Source organism: Microvirga calopogonii (assembly GCF_003347665.1).
Lineage (GTDB): Bacteria > Pseudomonadota > Alphaproteobacteria > Rhizobiales > Beijerinckiaceae > Microvirga > Microvirga calopogonii.
On the sequence record NZ_QDGA01000001.1, the window covers coordinates 164,545 to 184,163 of the forward strand.

18 protein-coding genes and 1 other RNA gene are annotated in these 19,619 nt (G+C 65.0%); 7 read left to right on the forward strand and 12 right to left on the reverse strand.

Annotation, left to right across the window (positions count from 1 at the left end):
* Window positions 1–86: 86 nt before the first annotated feature.
* Entirely contained in the window at window positions 87–914 is an 828-nt protein-coding gene (locus tag DDF70_RS00705; protein ID WP_114943270.1) for an RMD1 family protein, read from the forward strand.
* Here DDF70_RS00705 and miaA read toward each other — a convergent pair.
* On the reverse strand, window positions 874–1,830 hold the full coding sequence (gene miaA / locus DDF70_RS00710) for a tRNA (adenosine(37)-N6)-dimethylallyltransferase MiaA (RefSeq protein ID WP_425374041.1): 957 nt from the start codon (window positions 1,828–1,830) through the stop codon (window positions 874–876). The two genes, DDF70_RS00705 and miaA, sit on opposite strands and share 41 nt — an antisense overlap.
* Before the next feature lie 8 nt (window positions 1,831–1,838).
* Here miaA and serB point away from each other — a divergent pair, with 8 nt between their 5' ends.
* Window positions 1,839–2,747 (forward strand): phosphoserine phosphatase SerB, encoded by a 909-nt coding sequence (serB, locus tag DDF70_RS00715; RefSeq protein ID WP_114942951.1) that lies wholly within the window; start codon window positions 1,839–1,841, stop codon window positions 2,745–2,747.
* Here the strand turns inward: serB and acs are convergent.
* The 9 genes from acs to DDF70_RS00760 all read right to left on the reverse strand — a co-directional run bounded on the left by acs (window position 2,744) and on the right by DDF70_RS00760 (window position 11,019).
* Entirely contained in the window at window positions 2,744–4,684 is a 1,941-nt protein-coding gene (acs, locus tag DDF70_RS00720; protein ID WP_114942952.1) for an acetate--CoA ligase, read from the reverse strand. The two genes, serB and acs, sit on opposite strands and share 4 nt — an antisense overlap.
* Window positions 4,685–4,860: 176 nt before the next feature.
* Window positions 4,861–6,384: a DegQ family serine endoprotease gene (locus DDF70_RS00725; RefSeq protein ID WP_114942953.1), complete on the reverse strand. Its 1,524-nt coding sequence runs from the start codon at window positions 6,382–6,384 to the stop codon at window positions 4,861–4,863.
* An 87-nt stretch (window positions 6,385–6,471) separates the two neighbouring features.
* Window positions 6,472–6,663 (reverse strand): DUF2065 domain-containing protein, encoded by a 192-nt coding sequence (locus tag DDF70_RS00730; RefSeq protein ID WP_009764092.1) that lies wholly within the window; start codon window positions 6,661–6,663, stop codon window positions 6,472–6,474.
* A 6-nt stretch (window positions 6,664–6,669) separates the two neighbouring features.
* Window positions 6,670–7,605, reverse strand: coding sequence for a protease modulator HflC (gene hflC / locus DDF70_RS00735; protein ID WP_114942954.1), 936 nt, complete (start codon window positions 7,603–7,605; stop codon window positions 6,670–6,672).
* Entirely contained in the window at window positions 7,602–8,747 is a 1,146-nt protein-coding gene (gene hflK, locus DDF70_RS00740; RefSeq protein ID WP_114942955.1) for an FtsH protease activity modulator HflK, read from the reverse strand. Before hflK ends, hflC begins: the two co-directional genes overlap by 4 nt.
* Window positions 8,748–8,883: 136 nt before the next feature.
* Entirely contained in the window at window positions 8,884–9,396 is a 513-nt protein-coding gene (locus tag DDF70_RS00745; RefSeq protein ID WP_114942956.1) for a dihydrofolate reductase, read from the reverse strand.
* A complete protein-coding gene (locus DDF70_RS00750) occupies window positions 9,393–9,875 on the reverse strand; it encodes a GNAT family N-acetyltransferase (RefSeq protein WP_114942957.1) in 483 nt (160 codons plus the stop codon). The genes DDF70_RS00745 and DDF70_RS00750 overlap by 4 nt, the downstream gene beginning before the upstream one ends.
* A gap of 37 nt (window positions 9,876–9,912) precedes the next feature.
* Window positions 9,913–10,218 carry a DUF2293 domain-containing protein gene (locus DDF70_RS00755; RefSeq protein ID WP_114942958.1) on the reverse strand — a complete coding sequence of 102 codons (306 nt, stop codon included), beginning with the start codon at window positions 10,216–10,218 and terminating at the stop codon, window positions 9,913–9,915.
* A gap of 6 nt (window positions 10,219–10,224) precedes the next feature.
* Window positions 10,225–11,019 carry a thymidylate synthase gene (locus tag DDF70_RS00760; RefSeq protein ID WP_114942959.1) on the reverse strand — a complete coding sequence of 265 codons (795 nt, stop codon included), beginning with the start codon at window positions 11,017–11,019 and terminating at the stop codon, window positions 10,225–10,227.
* A gap of 485 nt (window positions 11,020–11,504) precedes the next feature.
* On the opposite strand from DDF70_RS00760, the gene ssrA reads away from it, so the two are divergent.
* Together ssrA and DDF70_RS00770 are read left to right on the forward strand one after the other, a co-directional pair.
* Window positions 11,505–11,861, forward strand: a transfer-messenger RNA (tmRNA) gene (ssrA, locus tag DDF70_RS00765).
* Window positions 11,862–11,884: 23 nt separating this feature from the next.
* Entirely contained in the window at window positions 11,885–12,499 is a 615-nt protein-coding gene (locus DDF70_RS00770; RefSeq protein ID WP_114942960.1) for an SspB family protein, read from the forward strand.
* Window positions 12,500–12,521: 22 nt separating this feature from the next.
* On the opposite strand, the gene DDF70_RS00775 is transcribed toward DDF70_RS00770, so the two are convergent.
* Window positions 12,522–13,937 (reverse strand): cytochrome P450, encoded by a 1,416-nt coding sequence (locus DDF70_RS00775; RefSeq protein WP_114942961.1) that lies wholly within the window; start codon window positions 13,935–13,937, stop codon window positions 12,522–12,524.
* A gap of 88 nt (window positions 13,938–14,025) precedes the next feature.
* Between DDF70_RS00775 and fumC the strand changes: the two genes are divergently transcribed.
* Genes fumC through DDF70_RS00790 form a run of 3 tightly spaced genes read left to right on the forward strand, consistent with a single transcriptional unit; the run spans window position 14,026 to window position 15,875 of the window.
* Window positions 14,026–15,420 (forward strand): class II fumarate hydratase, encoded by a 1,395-nt coding sequence (gene fumC, locus DDF70_RS00780; protein ID WP_114942962.1) that lies wholly within the window; start codon window positions 14,026–14,028, stop codon window positions 15,418–15,420.
* 14 nt (window positions 15,421–15,434) lie between these two features.
* Window positions 15,435–15,623, forward strand: coding sequence for a DUF4169 family protein (locus DDF70_RS00785; RefSeq protein ID WP_114942963.1), 189 nt, complete (start codon window positions 15,435–15,437; stop codon window positions 15,621–15,623).
* A complete protein-coding gene (locus DDF70_RS00790) occupies window positions 15,624–15,875 on the forward strand; it encodes a ribbon-helix-helix domain-containing protein (RefSeq protein ID WP_114942964.1) in 252 nt (83 codons plus the stop codon).
* 140 nt (window positions 15,876–16,015) lie between these two features.
* On the opposite strand, the gene DDF70_RS00795 is transcribed toward DDF70_RS00790, so the two are convergent.
* Complete coding sequence (locus DDF70_RS00795) at window positions 16,016–19,585, reverse strand: AsmA family protein (RefSeq protein ID WP_114942965.1); 3,570 nt, start codon at window positions 19,583–19,585, stop codon at window positions 16,016–16,018.
* Window positions 19,586–19,619: the final 34 nt, after the last annotated feature.

Here is a 19,619-nt window from a genome sequence, read left to right on the forward strand (position 1 = left end):
CGATCCATTTCATTCGGTCAAGCAGGATCAACTTGGCTGAAATCTGCCTAGCTTCTATTTTAAGCTGCTATTTTAGTCGTATGACCATGACCGATACCATCTCCTCGACCGGCGCGCCCATGCAGAACATGCGCCTCACCGCCCGAGCCCTGCTTCTCGGCGACCGCCTCGATGTGGCGGGGCTGGAACGCAGCGACGTGCTGTCCACGACTCCCCTGGCCTTCCGGGCCGGCCAGGACGGCTTCGTGGCGCTCTTCCGTTATGGGGTCGCCGTTCTCGTGGGCCTCACCCCGCTCGAGGAAGACGAGGTCATCCGAGGCCTGCGCCAGCGCATCCGGGGCGAGTTCGCCCGGCACGAGGAGGAGACCGCGATCATTGAAATCTCGCCGGACCGGGACGACCAGATCCCGCCGGGAGGCCCGATCTTTATCAAAAAGCTCTCCACCGAGCGCCTGATCGTCATCGCGGATGCCCTGTCCAAGAGCGCGACTCTCGCCCGCGACGAGCGGGAGGCCTCCGCGGCCTTCGAGCTGGTTGAGCCGTCCGTGCAGCATCTCGCCGCAAATGGCCGGCGCCCCCGCGACCGCCGCCGGATCCTCAAGCAGGTCGGCCAAGCCCTCCTGGTTCGCCAGCGCATGTCGGGCGGCGTAGCCGTTGAGGAGAAGCCCGACGTTCTTTGGGATCGCCCTGACCTCGAACGTCTCTACGCTCGCCTGGAGGACGAATACGAGCTGAGGGAACGCGCCACGGCGCTCCACCGGAAGCTGGAGGTGCTGGGCGACACGGCCCAGGCATTGACCGACATCATCGACACAGAGCGGTCCCTGCGTCTCGAACTGATCATTGTCCTGCTGATCGTGTTCGAGATCTTCATCACCTTCTATCAGATGTGGGCGGGGACGCCGGGGCATTGAGGCGCTCCATGACCGTCTCAAACCCTCTTTCCGGCGTAACCCACTGCCAATCGGGCAGTTGGTGTCGAAACCATGTGAACTGGCGCTTGGCATAGCGCCGCGTATCGCCCTGCCCCTTGGCGACTGCCTCGTCGAGCGAGATCTCGCCCCGGAGATGAGCCAAGAGGCCGGGGACTCCGTGGGCCCGCATGGCCGGGAGCATGGGATCGAGCTTGCGCTCGCCCAGCGCCCTGACTTCGTCGAGAGCTCCGCGGTCCATCATGGCGAGGAACCTCGCGTCGATCCGCCGACGCAGTTCGTCCCGGTCGGGCGCGAGAAAGAGCTTGATGACCGGCGCGTCGGCCAATGGTCCCGGCTGGCGGACGCCATGGAAGGAGACAAGGGGCTGGCCTGTCGCGGCAAAGACCTCGAGCGCCCGCTGGACGCGCAGCCGGTCGGAGGGACGCAGGGTCCGGGCCGTTTCCGGATCGCGCTCCGTCAGGAGGCGGTGGAGCTCGGGCGTTTCCAGCCCTTCGCTGTCACGGCGCACCTGATCGCGCACCTCGTCCGGAACGGAAGGCATGTCGGACAGCCCCTCCGTCAGGGCCTTGAAGTAGAGCCCGGTCCCGCCCACGAAGATCGGCAGCTTCCCGCCCTGGACCTCCCGCAAGACCGCGACCGCGTCGGCCACATAGCGCCCCACGGAAAAATTCACGGCCGCATCCACATGGCCGTACAGCCGATGAGGAGCCTCAGCCTCCTCCTCGGGCGTCGGGCGGGCCGTGATCACTCGAAGGTCCCGGTAGACCTGCATGGAATCGGCATTGATCACCACGCCGTCGAGTTCCCGAGCCAGTTTAATGCCCAATGCGGACTTGCCTGATGCGGTCGGCCCTGCGATGAGAACCGCGCCGATCCCAAACCCCTTCAAAGCCAGGTCTCCCAATGGCGTCTTCCCAGAATTCCCTCGTTGCGACCCTCATCGCCAACCCGTCACGGCCGGTGCTTACGGACGAGATCATGGCCTTGGCCGCAACGTCGCTCGGACAAGAGACGGAACGCTCCGTTCTGGCAAGGGGAATCGCCGCGGATCTAATCGTCCCGGGCACGGGCCAGCCCAAGTCCGTCGAGGCCGCCCTGCGCCAAGTCTTGGCCGGCCAGCCCATCGATATCGTGGTGCAGCCTCTTGCCACCCGCCGCAAGCGTCTGTTCCTGGCAGACATGGATTCCACCATGATTGGCCAGGAATGCATCGACGAGCTGGCCGATTACGTGGGCCTGAAACGGGAAGTCTCCGAGATCACCGAGAGGGCCATGCGCGGCGAGGTCGCCTTCGAGCCCGCTTTGCGCGAGCGCGTGGCGTTGCTCAAGAATCTGCCGGTCAATGTGGTCGACGAGATCATCGAGAAGCGCATCACCCTGACGCCCGGCGGCCGTGCCCTTGTCCAGACCATGCGCGCCAGCGGGGCCTATACTTGCCTCGTTTCCGGCGGCTTCACCCTGTTCACCGGCCCTATCGGGGCCAAGATCGGCTTCAACGAGCACCGCTCCAATCGCCTCATCGTGGAAGGCGGGAAGCTCGCGGGCCAAGTCGAGGAGCCGATCCTCGGCCGCGAGGCGAAGCTCACGACCCTGGTCGAGTTGCGCACCCGTTTCGGCCTGGCCCATCATGAGACCATGGCCGTTGGAGACGGCGCCAACGACCTCGCCATGCTGGAGGAAGCCGGGCTCGGCGTCGCCTTTCACGCCAAGCCCGCCGTCGCCGCTGCCGCCCAGGCCCGCATCGACCATTCAGACCTGTCGGCGTTACTTTATATGCAGGGTTACAGGATGGATGAGATCGCGGACATCTAAACAGCAGCCTGAACCCGCCTGACGATCTCGGCCACCACTGTCGGATCGGCAACCGTCGATGTATCGCCGTGGTTCTCGTAATCGCCGGCCGCGATGCGCGTGAGGATGCGGCGCAGGATTTTTCCGGAGCGATTTTTGGGCAGTTGCGGCGCCCATTCGATCCGGTCGGGCGTGGCGATCGGGCCGATGCGCGTGCGCACGACCTGGATGAGGTCACGGCGGAGATCATCGTTCTCGGCGACGCCCTCTTTCAGCGTCACGAAGGCGAAGATGCCCTGTCCCTTGATCTCATGCGGCATGCCCACCACGGCGGCTTCCGCCACAGACGGGTGCGAGGCCAGGGCGGATTCGACCTCCACGGTGCCGAGCCGGTGGCCGGAGACATTGATCACATCGTCCAGGCGACCTGTGATCCAGTAATAACCGTCCACGTCCCGCCGCGCACCGTCGCCGGTAAAGTAGTAGCCGGGAAAGGTGCTGAAATAGGTTTTCAGGAAGCGGTCCCGGTCGCCGAGAATCGTGCGGGCCTGTCCCGGCCAGGAATCGGCGAAGCACAGGTTTCCCGCTCCCTCGCCTTCGATAATTGTGCCGTCGCTACCCAGCAGAGCGGGCCGCACGCCGAAGAACGGCTTCGTAGCCGAGCCCGGCTTAAGATCCGTGGCGCCGGGCAGCGGACACAGAAGAACGGCCCCGGTTTCCGTCTGCCAGTAGGTGTCGACGATGGGGCAGCGCCCTCCTCCGACGAGCTCATGGTACCAGAGCCAGGCTTCCGGGTTGATCGGCTCGCCCACGGATCCCATGACGCGCAGGGATGACAGGTCGTGCTTGCGCACCGGCCCCTCGCCGTCGCGCATCAGCGAGCGGATGGCTGTCGGCGCGGTGTAGAAGATGTTGACCTTGTAGGTCTCGATGATCTGCCACCAGCGGGAGGAATCCGGCCAGGTGGGAACGCCCTCGAAGAGCACGATAGTGGCGCCGTTCGCGAGCGGGCCGTAGATCAGGTAGGTATGCGCCGTCACCCAGCCGACATCCGCCGTGCAGAAGTGAATGTCGCCCGGATGATAATCGAACATCGCCCGGAAGCTCGCTGCCGCATGGACCAGATAGCCGCCGGTTGTGTGGAGCATGCCCTTAGGCTTGCCTGTCGAGCCTGAGGTATAGAGCACGAAGAGCGGATCCTCGGCGCCGACCGCGACAGGAGCACACTCGTCCGCCACCTCGGCCAGGGCCTCGTCGTACCACCGGTCTCGGCCCGCAATCATGGGAACGTCCCGTCCCGTGCGGCGCACGACGAGGACGTGCTCGACGAAGGGCAGGTTTTCCAGGGCCGCGTCCGCATTCTTCTTGAGCGGCACGCTCTTGCCCGACCGAAGGCCTTCGTCGGCTGTAATCAGCACCCGCGAGCGGCAATCCTCGATACGCCCGGCCAAGGCCTCCGCCGAGAAGCCGCTGAAGACCACGGAATGCACCGCGCCGATCCGGGCGCAGGCCAGCATGGCGGCGATGGCTTCCGGCACGACGGGCAGGTAGACGCTTACGAAATCCCCCTTCTTGACCCCGAGCTCCTTCAGGGCATTGGAGAGGCGGGAGACTTGCTGCTGAAGGTCCTTCCAGGTCACCCGGCGCGTGTCGCCCGGCGTGTCGCCCTCCCACAGGATAGCGGCATCGTCGCCGCGGTCGCGGGCATGGCGGTCCAAGCAATTGAAGGACGCGTTCAGCGTTCCGTCGGCAAACCACTCGATGGTGACGTCATCCGGCGAGTAATGCGTATTCTTCACCTTCGTGAAGGGCTTCACCCAGTCCAGGATCTGCGCCTGTTCGCGCCAGAAGCCTTCCGGATCGTCGAGAGAGCGACGGTAGAGATCCTGATAGGCCTGCAAATCCACATGGGCTGTCGACTTTAGGGCCGCCGGAACGGGGAAGACGTGCTGGGTCATGATGCTCTGATCTTGCACATGAGGCTTTGTCGAAGCCTCGCTTCGTGGAGGATACAGCCCTTCAATCCTCCAAGTCTGGCCTATATGTCAACCATATTGTTCGTAATAAAGAACATGGCCGATAAACGAAAAGGGCGGCCCGAAGGACCGCCCTCTGCTGCTTCTTCCGGAGAAGCCTACTCGATCGATAGGGCGACGAAGCGTACCTCGCCCTGGGCGTTCGCCACCAGGAGCAGAGCGGACTTGCGCCCTTGGGCCTTGAGATCATCGATCTTCTTGGTCACGTCGGCCGGGCTCGTCACCGGCTCCTGATTGACCTCGACGATCACCTCACCGGCCTGGATCCGCTTGTCGGACGCGTTCGAATTCGGGTCGACCCGGGTGATGACCACGCCTTTCAGGTCATCCTTCAGGCTGAAGCGGCGACGCAGCTCGTCCGTCATGCCGGACATGTTGAGGCCAAGCGCCTGACGGGTGGCCGTCGGCGGTTCGGTCGAGGGCTGCTGCAGGCTCGCCTGCTTCTCGGTGTCCTCGAGCCGCCCCAGGGTGACCTGCTTGGTCATCTCCTGGCCCTTGCGGACGATGGCCACATCCACGGCCTTGCCAACGGGGGTCGAAGCCACGATACGCGGCAGATCGCGGGAATCCTTGACTTCTTTGCCGTCGAAGCGAACGATCACGTCGCCGACTTCGAGGCCGGCCGGCTTGGCAGGCCCCTTGTCATCGATGCCGGCGATCAGGGCGCCGCGCGCCGTGCCGAGGTTCAGAGCCTCCGCGGTCGCGTCATCCACATTCTGGATGCGGACGCCGAGCCATCCGCGACGGGTCTCGCCGAACTGGCGCAGCTGGTCGATGACCGGGACGGCCGTGGACGCGGGAACCGCGAAACCGATGCCGACCGAGCCGCCCGTGGGCGAGAGAATGGCCGTATTGATGCCGATGACCTCACCGTTCATGTTGAACAGCGGACCGCCGGAATTGCCTTTATTGATCGAGGCATCGGTCTGGATGTAGTTGTCGTAGGGACCGGACTCGATGTTGCGACCGCGGGCCGACACGATACCGGCCGTCACCGAGCCGCCGAGGCCGAAGGGGTTGCCGATCGCCATCACCCAGTCGCCGGGCCGAATGGACTCGGAATCGCCGAACTTCACCGCCTTGAGCGGCTTGTCGGATTTCACCTTCAGGACGGCGAGATCCACCTTGGAATCCTTGCCGACGATCTCCGCCTTCAGGCGCGTGCCGTCCGGGAAGATGACGCTGATGTCGTTGGCATCGCCGATTACGTGGTTGTTCGTCACCACGATGCCCGAGGGATCGATGACGAAACCGGAGCCGAGGGAATTCGAGCTGCGCGGCCGCGAGGGGGCGCTGTCCCCGCCGCCACCACCGCCTTGGCCGCGACGGTTGAAGAACTCCTCGAAGAGGTCCTCGAACGGAGTACCCGGCGGCAACTGCGGCAGGGTTCGATTGCGGGTCTCAACGGTGGTCGAGGCCGAGATGTTGACCACGGCCGGCGTGACCTCTGCCGCAAGATCGGCGAAGGATTCGGGCGTAGAACGGGCAAGAACCGGCAGCGGCATGGCGGCCGTTGCGACAATTGTGAAGACCGCGAAGCATGACGCGGCCAGCCGGCGGCGCAGGGGACGCTGGGGCAGCGCCGTCTTGGAAGGCTCCAGCGCATTCGTGGCTGTGTTCATCGAAAACCTCTCTCGGAGAATACGCATATAGATTGGTATCTGGCCGCGCCATTCAAGCGGATATTGCGGCGGAAGCTTGGCGGCACTTCAGCTGAAGTGCCGCACCAGCCAGATCACGCCAACTCCGATCAGCGCGGAGATGATCCCGACGATCCGCATCTGGTCGCTCGGGCTGTGGGCCGCCTCGTACATGGCCCGGCGCATGCCATCAGGGAATGCCGCAAACAAAATGCCCTCGACCGCGAGAGCGAGGCCGAGGGCTGCAATCAAATCCAACATCAGGGCTTATTGGGCTGGGGCCGGTTGTGCCGGCGCGGGGGCTGGTTGGGGGGTGATGCCTCTGCCATTCCCCCGACCGTTCGGGTCGTTGAAATAGCGGAAGAAATCGGAATCCGGGCTCAGCACGAGGCGGGTATCGCCAGCCTTGAGACCGGCTTCGTAAGCCTGCATCGAGCGATAGAAGGAGAAGAACTCCGGATCCTGCCCGAAGGCCTCAGCCAGGATGCGGTTCCGGTCCGCATCGCCCTGACCGCGCAGTTCCTCGGCCCGCTGATTGGCCTCGGCCCGGATGATCGTGGCCTCGCGCTCGGCACGGGCCCGGATGGTCTGCGCCTGCTGCTGGCCGTTGGCGCGGAGATCCGCCGCCTCGCGCTCACGCTCGGTGCGCATGCGCTGGTAGACCGCTTGGCTGTTGGCCGCGGGGAGATCGACGCGGGTGAGGCGCACGTCGATCATCTCGATGCCCAGGCTTGCCGCCTGCCGGTTCACGTCGGCCTGGATGCGGTTCATCAGATCCGCGCGCTCGGTGCGGACGATGGCATCGCGGGATGCGCTCGCCAGCGTGTTACGCATGACCGAGTTCGTGAAGCTCTGCAGACGCTGGTTCGCCAGCGCGATGTTGCCGACCGCCTGATAGAAGCGCAGCGGATCGACGATCCGATAGCGGGTGAAGGCATCGACCTCCAGGTTCTGCCGGTCGGCCGACAGGATGGTCTGAACCGGCAGGTCGAGGTCGAGCACGCGCTTCTCGAAATAGGTCACGGCGTCGACCAGCGGCATCTTGAACTTCAGGCCCGGCTCCGAGATGGCGGATTGAACGGCACCGAAGCGCAGCACCAGGGCATACTGGGTCTGCTGGACGATGAAGACCGAGCTGTAGAGCACGATGGCGGCCAGGGCCACGAGGATCAGGAGGCCCGTGCGAAGAGTCGAACCGTTCATCGCGTAGCTCCCTGCGGGTTCGCGGCATTGCCCTGCGGCTGCGGGCGCTGGGTTTGCTGGTTGAGAGGCAGGAAGGGCACGACGCCTTGGCCGTTCTGGTCGACGATGATCTTGTCGACGCCGCCGTAAACGCGCTCCATCGTCTCGAGGAAGATGCGCTCGCGGCTGACCGCCGGAGCCTTGCGGTACTCCTCGTAGACCTGGCGGAAACGCGCCGCCTGACCGGTCGCGTCGGCGACCGACTGCTCCCGATAGGCTTCGGCCTGCTGCACCGTTCGGGCCGCTTCGCCTCGGGCTTCGGGAACGACGCGGCTGGCGAAGGCACCGGCCTCGTTCTGGACGCGAACCGCATCCTGCTGGGCGGCGTTCACGTCGAAGAAGGCCTGACGGACGTCGGCGGGGGGCTGGGCCGCCTGAAGCTGGACCACGTTGATCAGGACGCCGGCGCCATAGGCATCCAGGGCCTCCTGCATGATCTGGCGCACTTCCTGGGCGACGCTGGCCTGTTCAGTGGTCAGGATGGCCTGGATGTTGCGACGGCCGATCACCTCGCGCATGGCGCTTTCGGCCACGGACTTGATGGTGCCCTCGGGGTTCTGGAGATTGAAGACGTAATCCTGCGGACGCGCGGGATTGATCTGCCAGACCGCATCGAAGTCGATGTCGACGATATTCTCGTCGGCGGTCAGCATCAGGCTCTCCTCGAGCACGTCGCGAGCACGGCCCTGCCCCGTCGGCGTGGAGCGATAGCCGACCTCGACCCGCTGCTGAGCCGTGACGTTGGGCTTCATGACGCGGCCGATCGGATACGGCAGGTTGTAGCGCAGACCCTCGCCCGCAGTTCCCGTGTACTTGCCGAAGATCATGTTGATGCCGACCTCGTTGGGCCGCACCGTGTAGAACCCGGTCAGAAGCCAGACGGCGATCACGCCCAGGACCAGGATGATGAGGCCTCTGCCTCCCATGGAGCCACCGGGAATGAAATCCTTCAGGCGATCCTGGCTGCGGCGCAGGATATCTTCAAGGTCGGGGGGATTTCCATTCCCTTGTGGGCCACCGGAGCCCCATGGGCTCTTGCCGCCTCCCGATCCGCCACGCTGACCCCAGGGGCCACCGCCGCCGCTTTGGTTACTCCAAGGCATTAGACGCCGTTCCTCGCATTATCATGATCGGCCTGGACGGCCGTTGAGAGATCAAGACGGTTGTGGGTGCTGCCTCTTCCGCCTGTCAAGCCTGCGACTTGGGGATTATGCGAGCCTTCGTCAACCTTGGACAAGGTCAACGGCGCCTTTCGAAGTCAATAAAGGTAAACGGATGCTCGTCATCGGGTCCTTTGGGATGATCCTCCCGCTTCGTCTCACGAAACTGTGACCGGTCGAAATCAGGAAAGACCGCATCGCCTTCCGGGGCAACCTGAACCTTCGTCATAAAGATGCTCCGGACATGCGGCAGGGCCAGGGCATAGATTTCCGCCCCGCCGGCGACGGCAACGGAATCGGACCCCATCCGGGCTGCAAGCTCCTCCCCCTTGGCAACCGCCTCGTCCCAGGTGTGGACCACATGCACGCCCTCTGCCGCAAAGCCGGCATCGCGGGTCAGCACGATCGTCTCCCGTCCGGGCAGGGGCTTGCCGATGGACTGGAAGGTCTTGCGGCCCATGATCATCGGCTTGCCCATAGTCAGCCTGCGAAAGCGCCCAAGATCGGTCTTGATGCGCCAGAGAAGCTGGTTGTCGCGCCCGATGGTGCCGTTCTCGGCGACCGCGACGACGAGAATAAGGGGTATGGTCATGGCTCCTCCGCCAGTTGCCTCAGGGCATCACCGGTCATCCGCTGCACGGTCCATTCGTCCATCGGAACGGCGCCGATGGAGCGGTAGACCCGCAGGGCCGGTTCGTTCCAGTCGAGCACCCACCATTCGAGACGGGTCAGGCCCTCATCGAGGCAGCGGCGGGCGAGATGCTTCAGCAAGGCCTTGCCGATTCCCTTGGAGCGGAAGGCAGGCCTGACGAAGAGGTCCTCCAGATAGATCCCGTGGCGCCCGCGGAAGGTCGAGAAATTGTAGAACCAGAGCGCGAAGCCGACGGGCTCTCCGTCCCATTCGGCGATATCCGCGAAGACCCGCCGGTTCTCGCCGAAAAGCGCCTTTGCGATATCGCCCTCGGTGGCATCGACCTCATGGGCCAGACGCTCGTATTCGGCGAGTTCGCGAATGAAACTGAAGATCACCGAAGCGTCGCATATTTCGGCTTTGCGGATGATGAGGCTCATGCGGCTGTTGTGTCGGATGTGAGCGTTGCTGTCGAGCCTATTCGAGCTCGTCTTCGGCCTGGACGCGCCGGGGAGAGCCCCATTCCTCCAGAACGGCATTCATGTCGTCGAGGACGAAGAAGCGAGCGCTCTCCACGTCGTAACCATCATTCAGAAGATCGTCGTAATCGGTCAGCCTGTGCCGGATATATGCCGTGAGGGACAGCCACGCGGCCGTCTCTGGCGCGGCGGCATGCAGGCCGCGGCTGCCCAGGGCATGATCGGTCACCGCCTCGAATTCATGTCGCGGAATGCGCGGGGCAAGAATCCGGACGGCACTTTCGATGGCTTCGCGCCTGCTCATGTCAGGTCAGACTGCGACGGGTGCCTTGATGGCCGGATGCGGATCGTAGTCCTCAATGGCGATGTCGTCGTAGGTAAAATCGAAGAGCGAGCGCACCGCCGGATTGAGCCGTAGCTTCGGCAGCGGACGCGGCTCGCGCGACAGCTGAAGGCGCGCCTGCTCCAGATGGTTGAGATAGAGGTGCGCATCTCCGAAGGAATGGACGAAATCGCCCGGCTGCAGCCCCGTCGCCTGCGCCATCATGTGCGTGAGCAGCGCATAGGACGCGATGTTGAACGGCACACCGAGGAACACGTCAGCCGAGCGCTGATAGAGCTGGCAGGAAAGCCGCCCTTCCGCCACGTAGAACTGGAACAGGCAGTGGCAGGGCGCAAGCGCCATCTTGTCGAGATCTGCCGGGTTCCAGGCGGACACGATCAGGCGGCGGCTGTCGGGGTTGCGGCGGATCTCGTCGAGCACCCAGCGGATCTGGTCGACCGTGCCGCCGTCGGGCTTCGCCCAGGAACGCCACTGCTTGCCGTAGACGGGACCGAGATCGCCGTTCTCGTCGGCCCACTCGTCCCAGATCGAAACGCCGTTCTCCTTGAGATAGCGGATATTGGTGTCGCCCTTCAGGAACCACAGAAGCTCGTGGACGATCGAGCGCAGGTGCAGCTTCTTCGTGGTAACAAGCGGAAAGCCCTGGCTGAGATCGAAGCGCATCTGGTGACCGAAGACGGAAATCGTCCCAGTTCCCGTCCGGTCGTCCTTGCGGACTCCCTCATCCATGATGCGGCGGATCAGATCGAGATAAGCTTGCATGCGGTGCTCCTGCCTTCATCATAGGACAGGGAGAGTGCTCGTCCGAGTCAGATTCCGCCCCGAGGGCGATATGACAGTGGATTATGAACTAACCTTTTCCAATCGCATTGTCTGAACGCCTTTGGCAGCGCAGAATGCGCAATGATGAGGAAGGTCGAAGTTTGGACCTTCGACCTTGTGAGGTTTGGAGCCTCACATCCTTATCATGGTAAAGCCGTCAGTTTTGGAAGCTGACGGCGTCGGCTAGGTCGTAGGGATGGACCCCTATGACCTTCCTTAGTGCAGAGCCGGAGAGACAGGGTGCCGCCGGCAAGCAAATCACCCTGTCTCATCTCTGCTTTAACGATAATACGACAGCCCTTCCGTTCCGCCGAGTCGGCACTTCTCCACTTCTGTGGATCGGTTAACCTCCCCGCGAGTGATAAAGGAACATGCTGTCGGAGCCGGCATGCGCCTCACTTTTCATGGTAATCCCGACGATCGCCACCCTTCCAAAATCCGCCTGTGCCACCTATATTGGCCATGTCGGTCGCAAGACCGACTATGGCGATAAACGGCTATCGGAATAAACCCATCGGACCCGGGGGCGGTACCCGGCGCCTCCACCAAAACCCAGGCTACGCTTGGGTTTCGGCGGGGGCGAAATAGGATCGACGAGGGCGTAAAGGGTGGACTTTCGCTCGGCATGGTTCCGCCGTTATCGGGCCGAATCTATAGTTGCCAACGACAACTATGCTCCGGTTGCAGTGGCTGCGTAAGCGGTCCCTAAAGCCGAATCAAAGCCCTTGCGGGTAGCACCGTAAGGCGGGGTCCGGAGGCACCTGGCAACAGAAGCCTCCACTTTTGTTTCTGCAAGGGCTCGCTTATGGCCGGTGGTAAAGACCTGATCCGTTACGATCTTCTGGTGCAGGACGCGCTCAAGGGCGTCGTGCGCAAGGTGCTGATCGATTCCAAGGACGGGCTGCCAGGCGAGCACCATTTCTACATCTCCTTCCAGACGGATTTTCCCGGCGTTCGCCTCTCGAACCGCCTGCGCGAAAAGTACCCTCAGGAGATGACCATTGTCCTCCAGCACCAGTTCTGGGACCTCAACGTCACCGAGCACACCTTCGAGGTCGGGCTGTCCTTTTCCGGCATTCCGGAGCGGCTGCTCATCCCCTTTGATGCGCTGACCGGCTTCTTCGATCCCTCCGTCCAGTTCGGCCTCAAGTTCGATAGCCAGGACGATGCTGAGGAGGATGAGGACGAGGAGGCTCCTCCCGCGCCTCAGCCGATCCGCGGCAATGCCTCGGAACCGATGGAGCTTAAGCAGCCCCGCAAGCCCCAGCCTGCCCCGGACAGGAACCCCGCCCCCGAGACGGCTCCGGCGGCCAAGGCCGAGACCGAGGTGTCGGCGGAGGACGACAAGGCCGATGCGGCCGAGGGCGGTGCAGGCAGCGCCGAAGTCGTCAGCCTCGACGCCTTCCGCAAGAAGAACTGAGTCCTGCTGCCCCCTGCCTCTTTCAAGCCGTCGCAAATGCCTCCTTCGGAGCGCGTCGCGTCAGGCGCATGGGCAGGCCACCCTGTGGCCGCAGGGTGATCCGCTGCACGGGCGTGACCGCGTGCCCTTCCACCAGATCGAGACGCACGGAGCGAGCGATGGTCGCCAGGACGATTACGGCCTCCTGCAGGGAGAAGCTCGCCCCGATGCAGACCCGCGGCCCGGCCCCGAACGGCAGATAGGCGAAACGGTCGATCCGGCCGCGGTTCTCGGGCAGGAACCGTTCCGGCCGGAAGGCATCCGGCTCGTTCCACAGCCTGCGGTGGCGATGGAGCAGATAAGGCACGATCGCCACCATCGAGCCCGCCGGGATCTCCAGCTCTCCGATCTGGTCATCGCCGATGGCCGCCCGGCTCATGTAGGGCGCCGGCGGATAGAGCCGGATCGCCTCGTCGATGACGGCGCGGGTGTAGACGAGCTTTTCCAGATGATGCGGCTCGAGCGTCCCCTCCCCTAAAACCTCGTCCACCTCCCGCTCCACATGGGCGCGGGCCCGCTCTTCCTGGGACAGGAGATAAAGTGACCAGGAGAGCGCATTGGCCGTTGTCTCGTGTCCCGCTCCGATGAACGTGACGATGTTGGTTCGCACATCGATCTCGCTCAGGCCCTTGCCGGTCTCAGGGTCTGCCGCCTCCAGAAGCAAGGTCAGCAGGTCGCGGGGAGCCGGTTGGCCGCGATCGAGCAGTTCTTTCCGGGCAGCGATCAGTTCGTTGACCGTCTCCTCGAAGAACCGGATCGCCGGCCTCGCGCGCAGACGGCCGATCCTGGGCACCCAATCGGGAAACCCGAAGATATCGAGCGGGTCGACGCGCCCTATGCTGTTGAAATAGCGGGTGATGGCACGTCCCAGCGCATCGGGATCCTTCGGCACGCCTTGCGTGAAGATCGTCCGCTCCAGCACGTCGAGCGTGACGCGGGTCATCTCCAGCGAAGCGTCGACCACCCGGCCCGCCGGACGGCGCTGCCAGCGCCTCACGAGGCGCTCGGCCGCCTCGACCATGGCCGGGAAGAAGCTGCCCACATGGCGCGGCGTGAAGAGTGGCGCGATGGTGCGGCGCTGGAGCCGCCATTCGTCCCCCTCGGCCGTGACGAGTCCCCGCCCCAGGCCCGGGGCCAGGATCCGGATCTGGAGATCGTCCTTCCGGTAGTTGGCGGCGTTGTCTACGAGGATATGCCGGATGGCGGCGGGATCGCTCACCACGGTCATGCGGCCGAGCGCTCCGTCCCCCGTGATGATCGGCTCCTCGAAATGGGCCTCCATCCAGGTGTTCAGGGGGTTCTCGCGCACGGCCCGCAGGAACGCCAAAGTGCCGAGCGGCTCGGTGCGGGGCTTCGGGTGAGGCGGGTGGAACGAGGGGGCTTCCAGGGTGTCGCTCATGCGATTTTACAAGGCCTCCATGCGCGTTCGCAGTTGCGAGCGCCACCATTTGAGATAAGAACACGCAACTCCATCGAAAGAGGTCAGGATGTCGCCCTCAACCCGCATCGAAACAGATACCTTCGGCCCCATCGACGTTCCCGCCGACAAGCTCTGGGGCGCCCAGACGCAGCGTTCCCTCCAGAACTTCCGCATCGGGACGGATCGGATGCCGATTCCGCTCGTTCACGCACTGGCCATCGTGAAGCAGGCCGCCGCTCTGGTGAACAAGGATCTGGGCAAGCTGGAGCCGCGCCTCGCCGACGCGATCGCGAGCGCCGCCGCCGACGTGGTGCAGGGCAAGTATGACGACGAATTCCCGCTCGTGGTCTATCAGACGGGCTCGGGCACCCAGTCCAATATGAACATGAACGAGGTTCTCTCGAACCTCGCCATCGAGCGCCTCGGGGGCGAGCGCGGCAGCAAGAAGCCGGTTCACCCGAACGACCACGTGAACATGGGCCAGTCGTCGAACGACTCGTTCCCCACCGCCATGCACATCGCGGTCGCCCGCGAGATCCACGACCGGCTGGTCCCCGCTCTCAAGCACCTGCACAAGGCGCTGAATGATAAGGCCGAGGCCTTCAAGGACATCGTTAAGATCGGCCGCACGCACCTGCAGGATGCGACCCCGGTTACCCTCGGCCAGGAATTCTCCGGCTATGCTGCCCAGGTGCAGCTCGGCATCGCCCGCATCGAGCAGACGCTTCCCGGCATCTATGCCCTCGCGCAGGGCGGCACCGCCGTCGGCACGGGCCTCAACGCCCATCCGGAATTCGCGGATCGCTTCGCCTCGAAGGTGGTGGAACTGACGGCCCTGCCCTTCACCTCGGCGCACAACAAGTTCGAGGCCCTCGCGTCCAACGACGCTCTCGTCTACACGCACGGCGCGCTGGCGAGCCTTGCGGCCGGCCTGTTCAAGATCGCCAACGACATCCGCCTGATGGGCTCGGGCCCGCGCTCGGGCATCGGCGAGATTTCGCTGCCTGAGAACGAGCCCGGTTCGTCGATCATGCCCGGCAAGGTCAACCCGACCCAGGCCGAAGCCATGACGATGCTGTGCTGCCAGGTGGCCGGCAACCAGACGACCGTGACCTTCGCCGGCAGCCAGGGCCATTTCGAGCTCAACGTGTTCAAGCCGGTGATCGTCAACGCGGTGCTGCAGTCGATCCGTCTGCTGGCCGACGGCGCGATCAGCTTCACGGACAACTGCGTCGTCGGCATCGAGCCGAACCGCGAACGCCTCAACGAGCTGGTGCAGCGCTCGCTGATGCTCGTGACGGCGCTTGCTCCGTCCATCGGCTACGACAAGGCGGCGGCCATCGCCAAGTCGGCGCACAAGAACGGCACGACCCTGAAGGAAGAGGCCCTCAAGGCCGGCGTCGCGGAAGACCATTTCCATGCCGTCGTGCGCCCCGAGACGATGCTTCAGCCGGGCGAGTGATGTAAGTTCGCGCCATGGCTGAGATCATCAATCTGCGCCAGGCGCGCAAGCAGAAGGCGCGGGCCGAGAAAGAAGCCCGCGCCGACGAGAACCGCATCGCGTTCGGCCGCACCAAGGCCGAGAAGAACCTGACGAAAGCCCAGCAGGATCTGGCGCAAAGCCGCCTCGACCAGCACAAACGTGACGACAGCGAGAAGCCGTGAATGGGCTTCGCCGTCGTCAAGCGCTCCGTCTCCATCGCCGGCCATCGGACGAGCATTTCCCTTGAGGAGCCCTTCTGGGCATCGCTGCGGGAAATCGCCGAGCGGGACAGGATGTCCGTCCAGGCGCTGATCGGGCGCATCGATGCAGCACGGGGCGAACAGAACCTCTCCTCCGCGATCCGGGTCTTTATTCTGAACGATCTGCGCCAGCGGCTGGAGACGGCGTCACCGGATCGCGCCGCGTCGGTTTAAACACCTTTCACCCGCCTCCAGTGTCATGGCCGGCCTTGTGCCGGCCATCCCGCTTTTCTGTAGCATTGCGCCTCTCCACTCGAGATCACCGGCACAAGACCGGTGATGACGTAAGCGGGTATGACATCGCGCTGCTTGCCCTACCGTGTCGGCGGAGCCTCATAGACCGATGGCGGCGGGCCGATCTGGACCGGCGGGTTCAGAGGCGGCGCGGAGGTCCGCGATGGAGCCGCCTCAGGCTCCTCCGGCTGGTTCTGCTGCTCGGATTGCAGCCGCTCCGCATCCCGGCGCGCGCGTTCGGCCTCGGCTCTGGCTCGCGCCTGGCGAAGCGCCTCTTCCTCGGCAGCCTTGGCTCTCTGACGCTCGGCCTCCCGCTGCGCATCGATCTGGCGCTGGCGCTCGGCGGCAGCCCGCTCGAAGGCTTCGATCTTTTCCAGCTCGCGCTTAAGTACGATGGCGGCAAGCCCGTTGCGGAAGGGACCGGCATCGATCTGGCGAACGGGAGCCGAAAGGGAACCCTGCCAATTGAGTCCGACCGAGGGTGGCGCGCCCACCCATTCGGGCGGCGATGACTTGGCCGTGAGGGCGCCACGGGCGTCGAGCTGAAGGTTCTTCAGGTCGTAGGTGACGGCCCCCTGCCAGTTGGCCGCCCCACTCTCGGCCACGAAGGGGGAGAGGCGCAGCAGGCCGCCGACAAGCGCTGCCGAGGTCCTGACGGGCGCGGCGTTGAACGGCCCCCGTCCGAGCTCGATCCCGAAGATCGTCTCCACCTTGCCCTCGGCCAAGGGATCATTCTCTGCCAGAGCCCGCTTGAACGCCCGGTCGAACACGGATGGATCGGCCGCGGGCAGGCGAAGGTTCGTGACCTGCCACTCGCCCGCGCCGCCGAGATTGGCCACGAGTTCGGACAGGCTCGTGCCCGCAGCCCCGAACCGTAGCGGACCGGACAGGACCGCCTCGAACGGCGAGGCTCCGGTGAGCGCCCAGAGGGGCACCTTCTCCAGGGCTCCGTCGCCGACGATGGTCGCCATTCCCTCCTGCCGGGTGATGGTGGTCGAGCCCGTGATCCGTCCGGAGCCGATGACGGCATCGAGGTTCCGGATGGAGATGCCGTCCGGTTGCGCGCCGAGCACGAAGGACGCGCGACTGGCCTGGAGACCGCGCCCGAGTTCGAGCGTTCCGACCCGGAAGTTGACCTGCCCGCCGGTCACGAGGCGCCCGCTTTGACCGAAGCGGGCCGTGGACCAGATGGCGGTGGCGGTGGCATCGCCCGGCACGTTCAGCGACAGGGCCGCCACGAGCCATGGCAGCGACAGCCGCCCGAGGGACACGTCGCCGCTGATGTCCGATCGGGACGCCATCACGAGGCGAGCCTGCACGTTGTCGTTCGACACCCTGCCGTTGACATCGAGGAGGGTCGCGCCGCGCTCCCGGCCGAGGGACACGCGTCCGGTCACGGGGACTGGCGGGGCGACGCCCGCGCCGTCTCCCAAGAGGAGCAGGAAGGGGGTGATGTCCGGTGTCGAAACCTCGACCTCGCCGCTGTCCACCACGTCGTCCGCTTCGCTCAGGGCAAAGGGACGCGTCGTCGCCACCTTGGCGCCGGCGATATCGCCGGCGAGCGTGACGTTGAACAACCCGGACCCGACGCGGACCCCGCGCAGATCGACGCGGGAAGGCCGGTTGAGCCCCGCCATGTTCGCCCGGTTGACCCAGCGTCCCGTGTTGTCGGCAGACAGCGTGATCGTGAGGCTCTGGGTCCGCCCGTCGACCGACTCGACCTGCCCTTCGAACGGGCCGCCGGCCACGCGTCCCTTGGCGGTCGTGCGAAGGCGCAGTTCGGTGGAACCTGCAGGCGGCACAACCCGCTCCGACGTGACGTCGAGGTCGAGCGCGCCCTCGCGCACGAAGGTGGGCACGAGCTTGGAGATCCCGCCGATCCACACGCTTCCCATCAGGTCGACCAGGGGGCTGGCGCGCTGAGCGGTGACCTTGCCGGTGATCTGTCCCGAGCCGTCCGGTGCGATGCGTCCCCTTACCCGGGCGTTGGCACCCGCGAGATCGACGATATCCAGTGTCTCGACGAGAAGCGCCGGTCCGTCGGACAGGATCCGGGCCGAGATCCGCCCCGTGGGAGGGCTCTTCCCGGCGCTGACGCCGCGCGCATCGAGGATGAAGCCGACATCGAGATTCTCGGTGGCCTGGAAGACGCTGGACACCTGCGGCAGGTCGTCGAGATTCAGGCTCTGGATCGCAACCTGGGCTTCGAGCTTGCCGCGCTCGTCAGCCTCGGGCGCGGTGTAGCGGGCATTCCCGGTCAGGATCGACTCGCCCGTCTTCAGCCGCAGGCGGTTGAAGGAGAGCACCGGGTTCGAGAAGGCGATTTCCGACGATGCCTCGACCGGACGACCGTCGAGCGCTCTCAACAGGGGCGATTTGATGCCGATGCGGTCGAGATAGCGCGCCAGGCGGTCCGATGCTTTGGAGGCCAGCGCCACCTTGCCGTTGATGCCGCCCTGGCTGGTCAGGCCGAGCTCCCCCTCGAGAGCGACCCGAGTCTCGCCCGGCGCATTGAACTCGATCCGGTCGAGGATCGCCCTGCCCCTGTCGAGCGACAGGCGCAGGGCGGCATTCGACAGGTCCTCCTGGCCGAGGCCGATGCTGTCGATCTTCAGGTTGAGGTCGATCGGCACCCGAACCAAGGGGAGCGACCATTGGTCGATCCGGCTCTTAAAATCCTGTCCGTTTCCGGACAGTATGAAGCTGTCCGCATCAAGCCGGCGGCCTTCGAGCCTGAGGGAAATGCGCGGCTCGTTGAGCCCGACGCGGCCCTCACCAGTCATGCGCAGACTTGCCCCGCCCTCTCCGGCCTCCAGGCTGACCTGGCCGAGCTCGACGGCGCCCGGCACCGTCTTGAACGCGGTCTCGACCACGATGGGGATCGGGATGCCCGCAGCCGCGATTTGCGCCGGTGGGCCGAACAGGACCTTCGCCTTGCCCGAGACCTGCGGCGTCGTAGCCTCCCCGGTTCCCTCGGCAAGCCCGAGCCGGGCGTCGAGATCGAAACGCGGATAGATGTCGCCCCCGCCCGAAAGCTTGACCTGGACGCTCTTGTCCTCGGCGAGTTCTCCCGTCACGAGCCGGAAAGGCACGCCGGAGGTCGTCCCCTCGACCCGCCAGGGGCCGATCAGCTTCTGGCCCTCGATGGTGACGTTCTCGGCGAAGGCCTGGTTCGTGCGTCCCGTGCTCGCGCTCTGGGTCGTCACGAGAAGCTGGGCCACGCTGAGATTTTCGATGGCCCATTCGCGCGCCCGGCCGCTGCCCGACACCAACTCCGGCGGCAGGCGCCATTCGCCGTCGCCGGCAACCGGAATGCGGATGTCGGCCCGCCCGACCCGCGTCTCCGTAAAGCGCACATCGCCCTTCAACAGCGGCGTCAGGGCCACCTCGGCGCGGACCCCATCGGCCGTCAGAACCGGTGAATCCGGCGTCTTGCCGCCGAGCCTCAGGCGCCCGAGGGTGACCTTCGGTGCGGGCAGAAGGCGGATGCGGATATCGCCCTCGGTCCGCGCCTCCGTGCCGGAGGCGCGCGAGATCATCCCGTCGATCGTGTCGCGGTACGCCTCCCAGTTGACGAAGGGAGGGGCCGCAACGGCAATCGCCAGAATCAGGATCACGATGGAGGCGATGATCGTCAGGATGTCGCGCAAGAGGCCGCCTTCTCTCCGTTACAGTAACACTGTC

Coding starts and splice junctions, on each gene's coding strand:
- DDF70_RS00705 (WP_114943270.1), top strand. CDS start 87: ATGACCGATACCATCTCCTCGACCGGCGCGCCCATGCAGAACATGCGC.
- serB (WP_114942951.1), top strand. CDS start 1,839: ATGGCGTCTTCCCAGAATTCCCTCGTTGCGACCCTCATCGCCAACCCG.
- acs (WP_114942952.1), bottom strand. CDS start 4,684: ATGACCCAGCACGTCTTCCCCGTTCCGGCGGCCCTAAAGTCGACAGCC.
- DDF70_RS00725 (WP_114942953.1), bottom strand. CDS start 6,384: ATGAACACAGCCACGAATGCGCTGGAGCCTTCCAAGACGGCGCTGCCC.
- DDF70_RS00730 (WP_009764092.1), bottom strand. CDS start 6,663: ATGTTGGATTTGATTGCAGCCCTCGGCCTCGCTCTCGCGGTCGAGGGC.
- hflC (WP_114942954.1), bottom strand. CDS start 7,605: ATGAACGGTTCGACTCTTCGCACGGGCCTCCTGATCCTCGTGGCCCTG.
- hflK (WP_114942955.1), bottom strand. CDS start 8,747: ATGCCTTGGAGTAACCAAAGCGGCGGCGGTGGCCCCTGGGGTCAGCGT.
- DDF70_RS00745 (WP_114942956.1), bottom strand. CDS start 9,396: ATGACCATACCCCTTATTCTCGTCGTCGCGGTCGCCGAGAACGGCACC.
- DDF70_RS00750 (WP_114942957.1), bottom strand. CDS start 9,875: ATGAGCCTCATCATCCGCAAAGCCGAAATATGCGACGCTTCGGTGATC.
- DDF70_RS00755 (WP_114942958.1), bottom strand. CDS start 10,218: ATGAGCAGGCGCGAAGCCATCGAAAGTGCCGTCCGGATTCTTGCCCCG.
- DDF70_RS00760 (WP_114942959.1), bottom strand. CDS start 11,019: ATGCAAGCTTATCTCGATCTGATCCGCCGCATCATGGATGAGGGAGTC.
- DDF70_RS00770 (WP_114942960.1), top strand. CDS start 11,885: ATGGCCGGTGGTAAAGACCTGATCCGTTACGATCTTCTGGTGCAGGAC.
- DDF70_RS00775 (WP_114942961.1), bottom strand. CDS start 13,937: ATGAGCGACACCCTGGAAGCCCCCTCGTTCCACCCGCCTCACCCGAAG.
- fumC (WP_114942962.1), top strand. CDS start 14,026: ATGTCGCCCTCAACCCGCATCGAAACAGATACCTTCGGCCCCATCGAC.
- DDF70_RS00785 (WP_114942963.1), top strand. CDS start 15,435: ATGGCTGAGATCATCAATCTGCGCCAGGCGCGCAAGCAGAAGGCGCGG.
- DDF70_RS00790 (WP_114942964.1), top strand. CDS start 15,624: ATGGGCTTCGCCGTCGTCAAGCGCTCCGTCTCCATCGCCGGCCATCGG.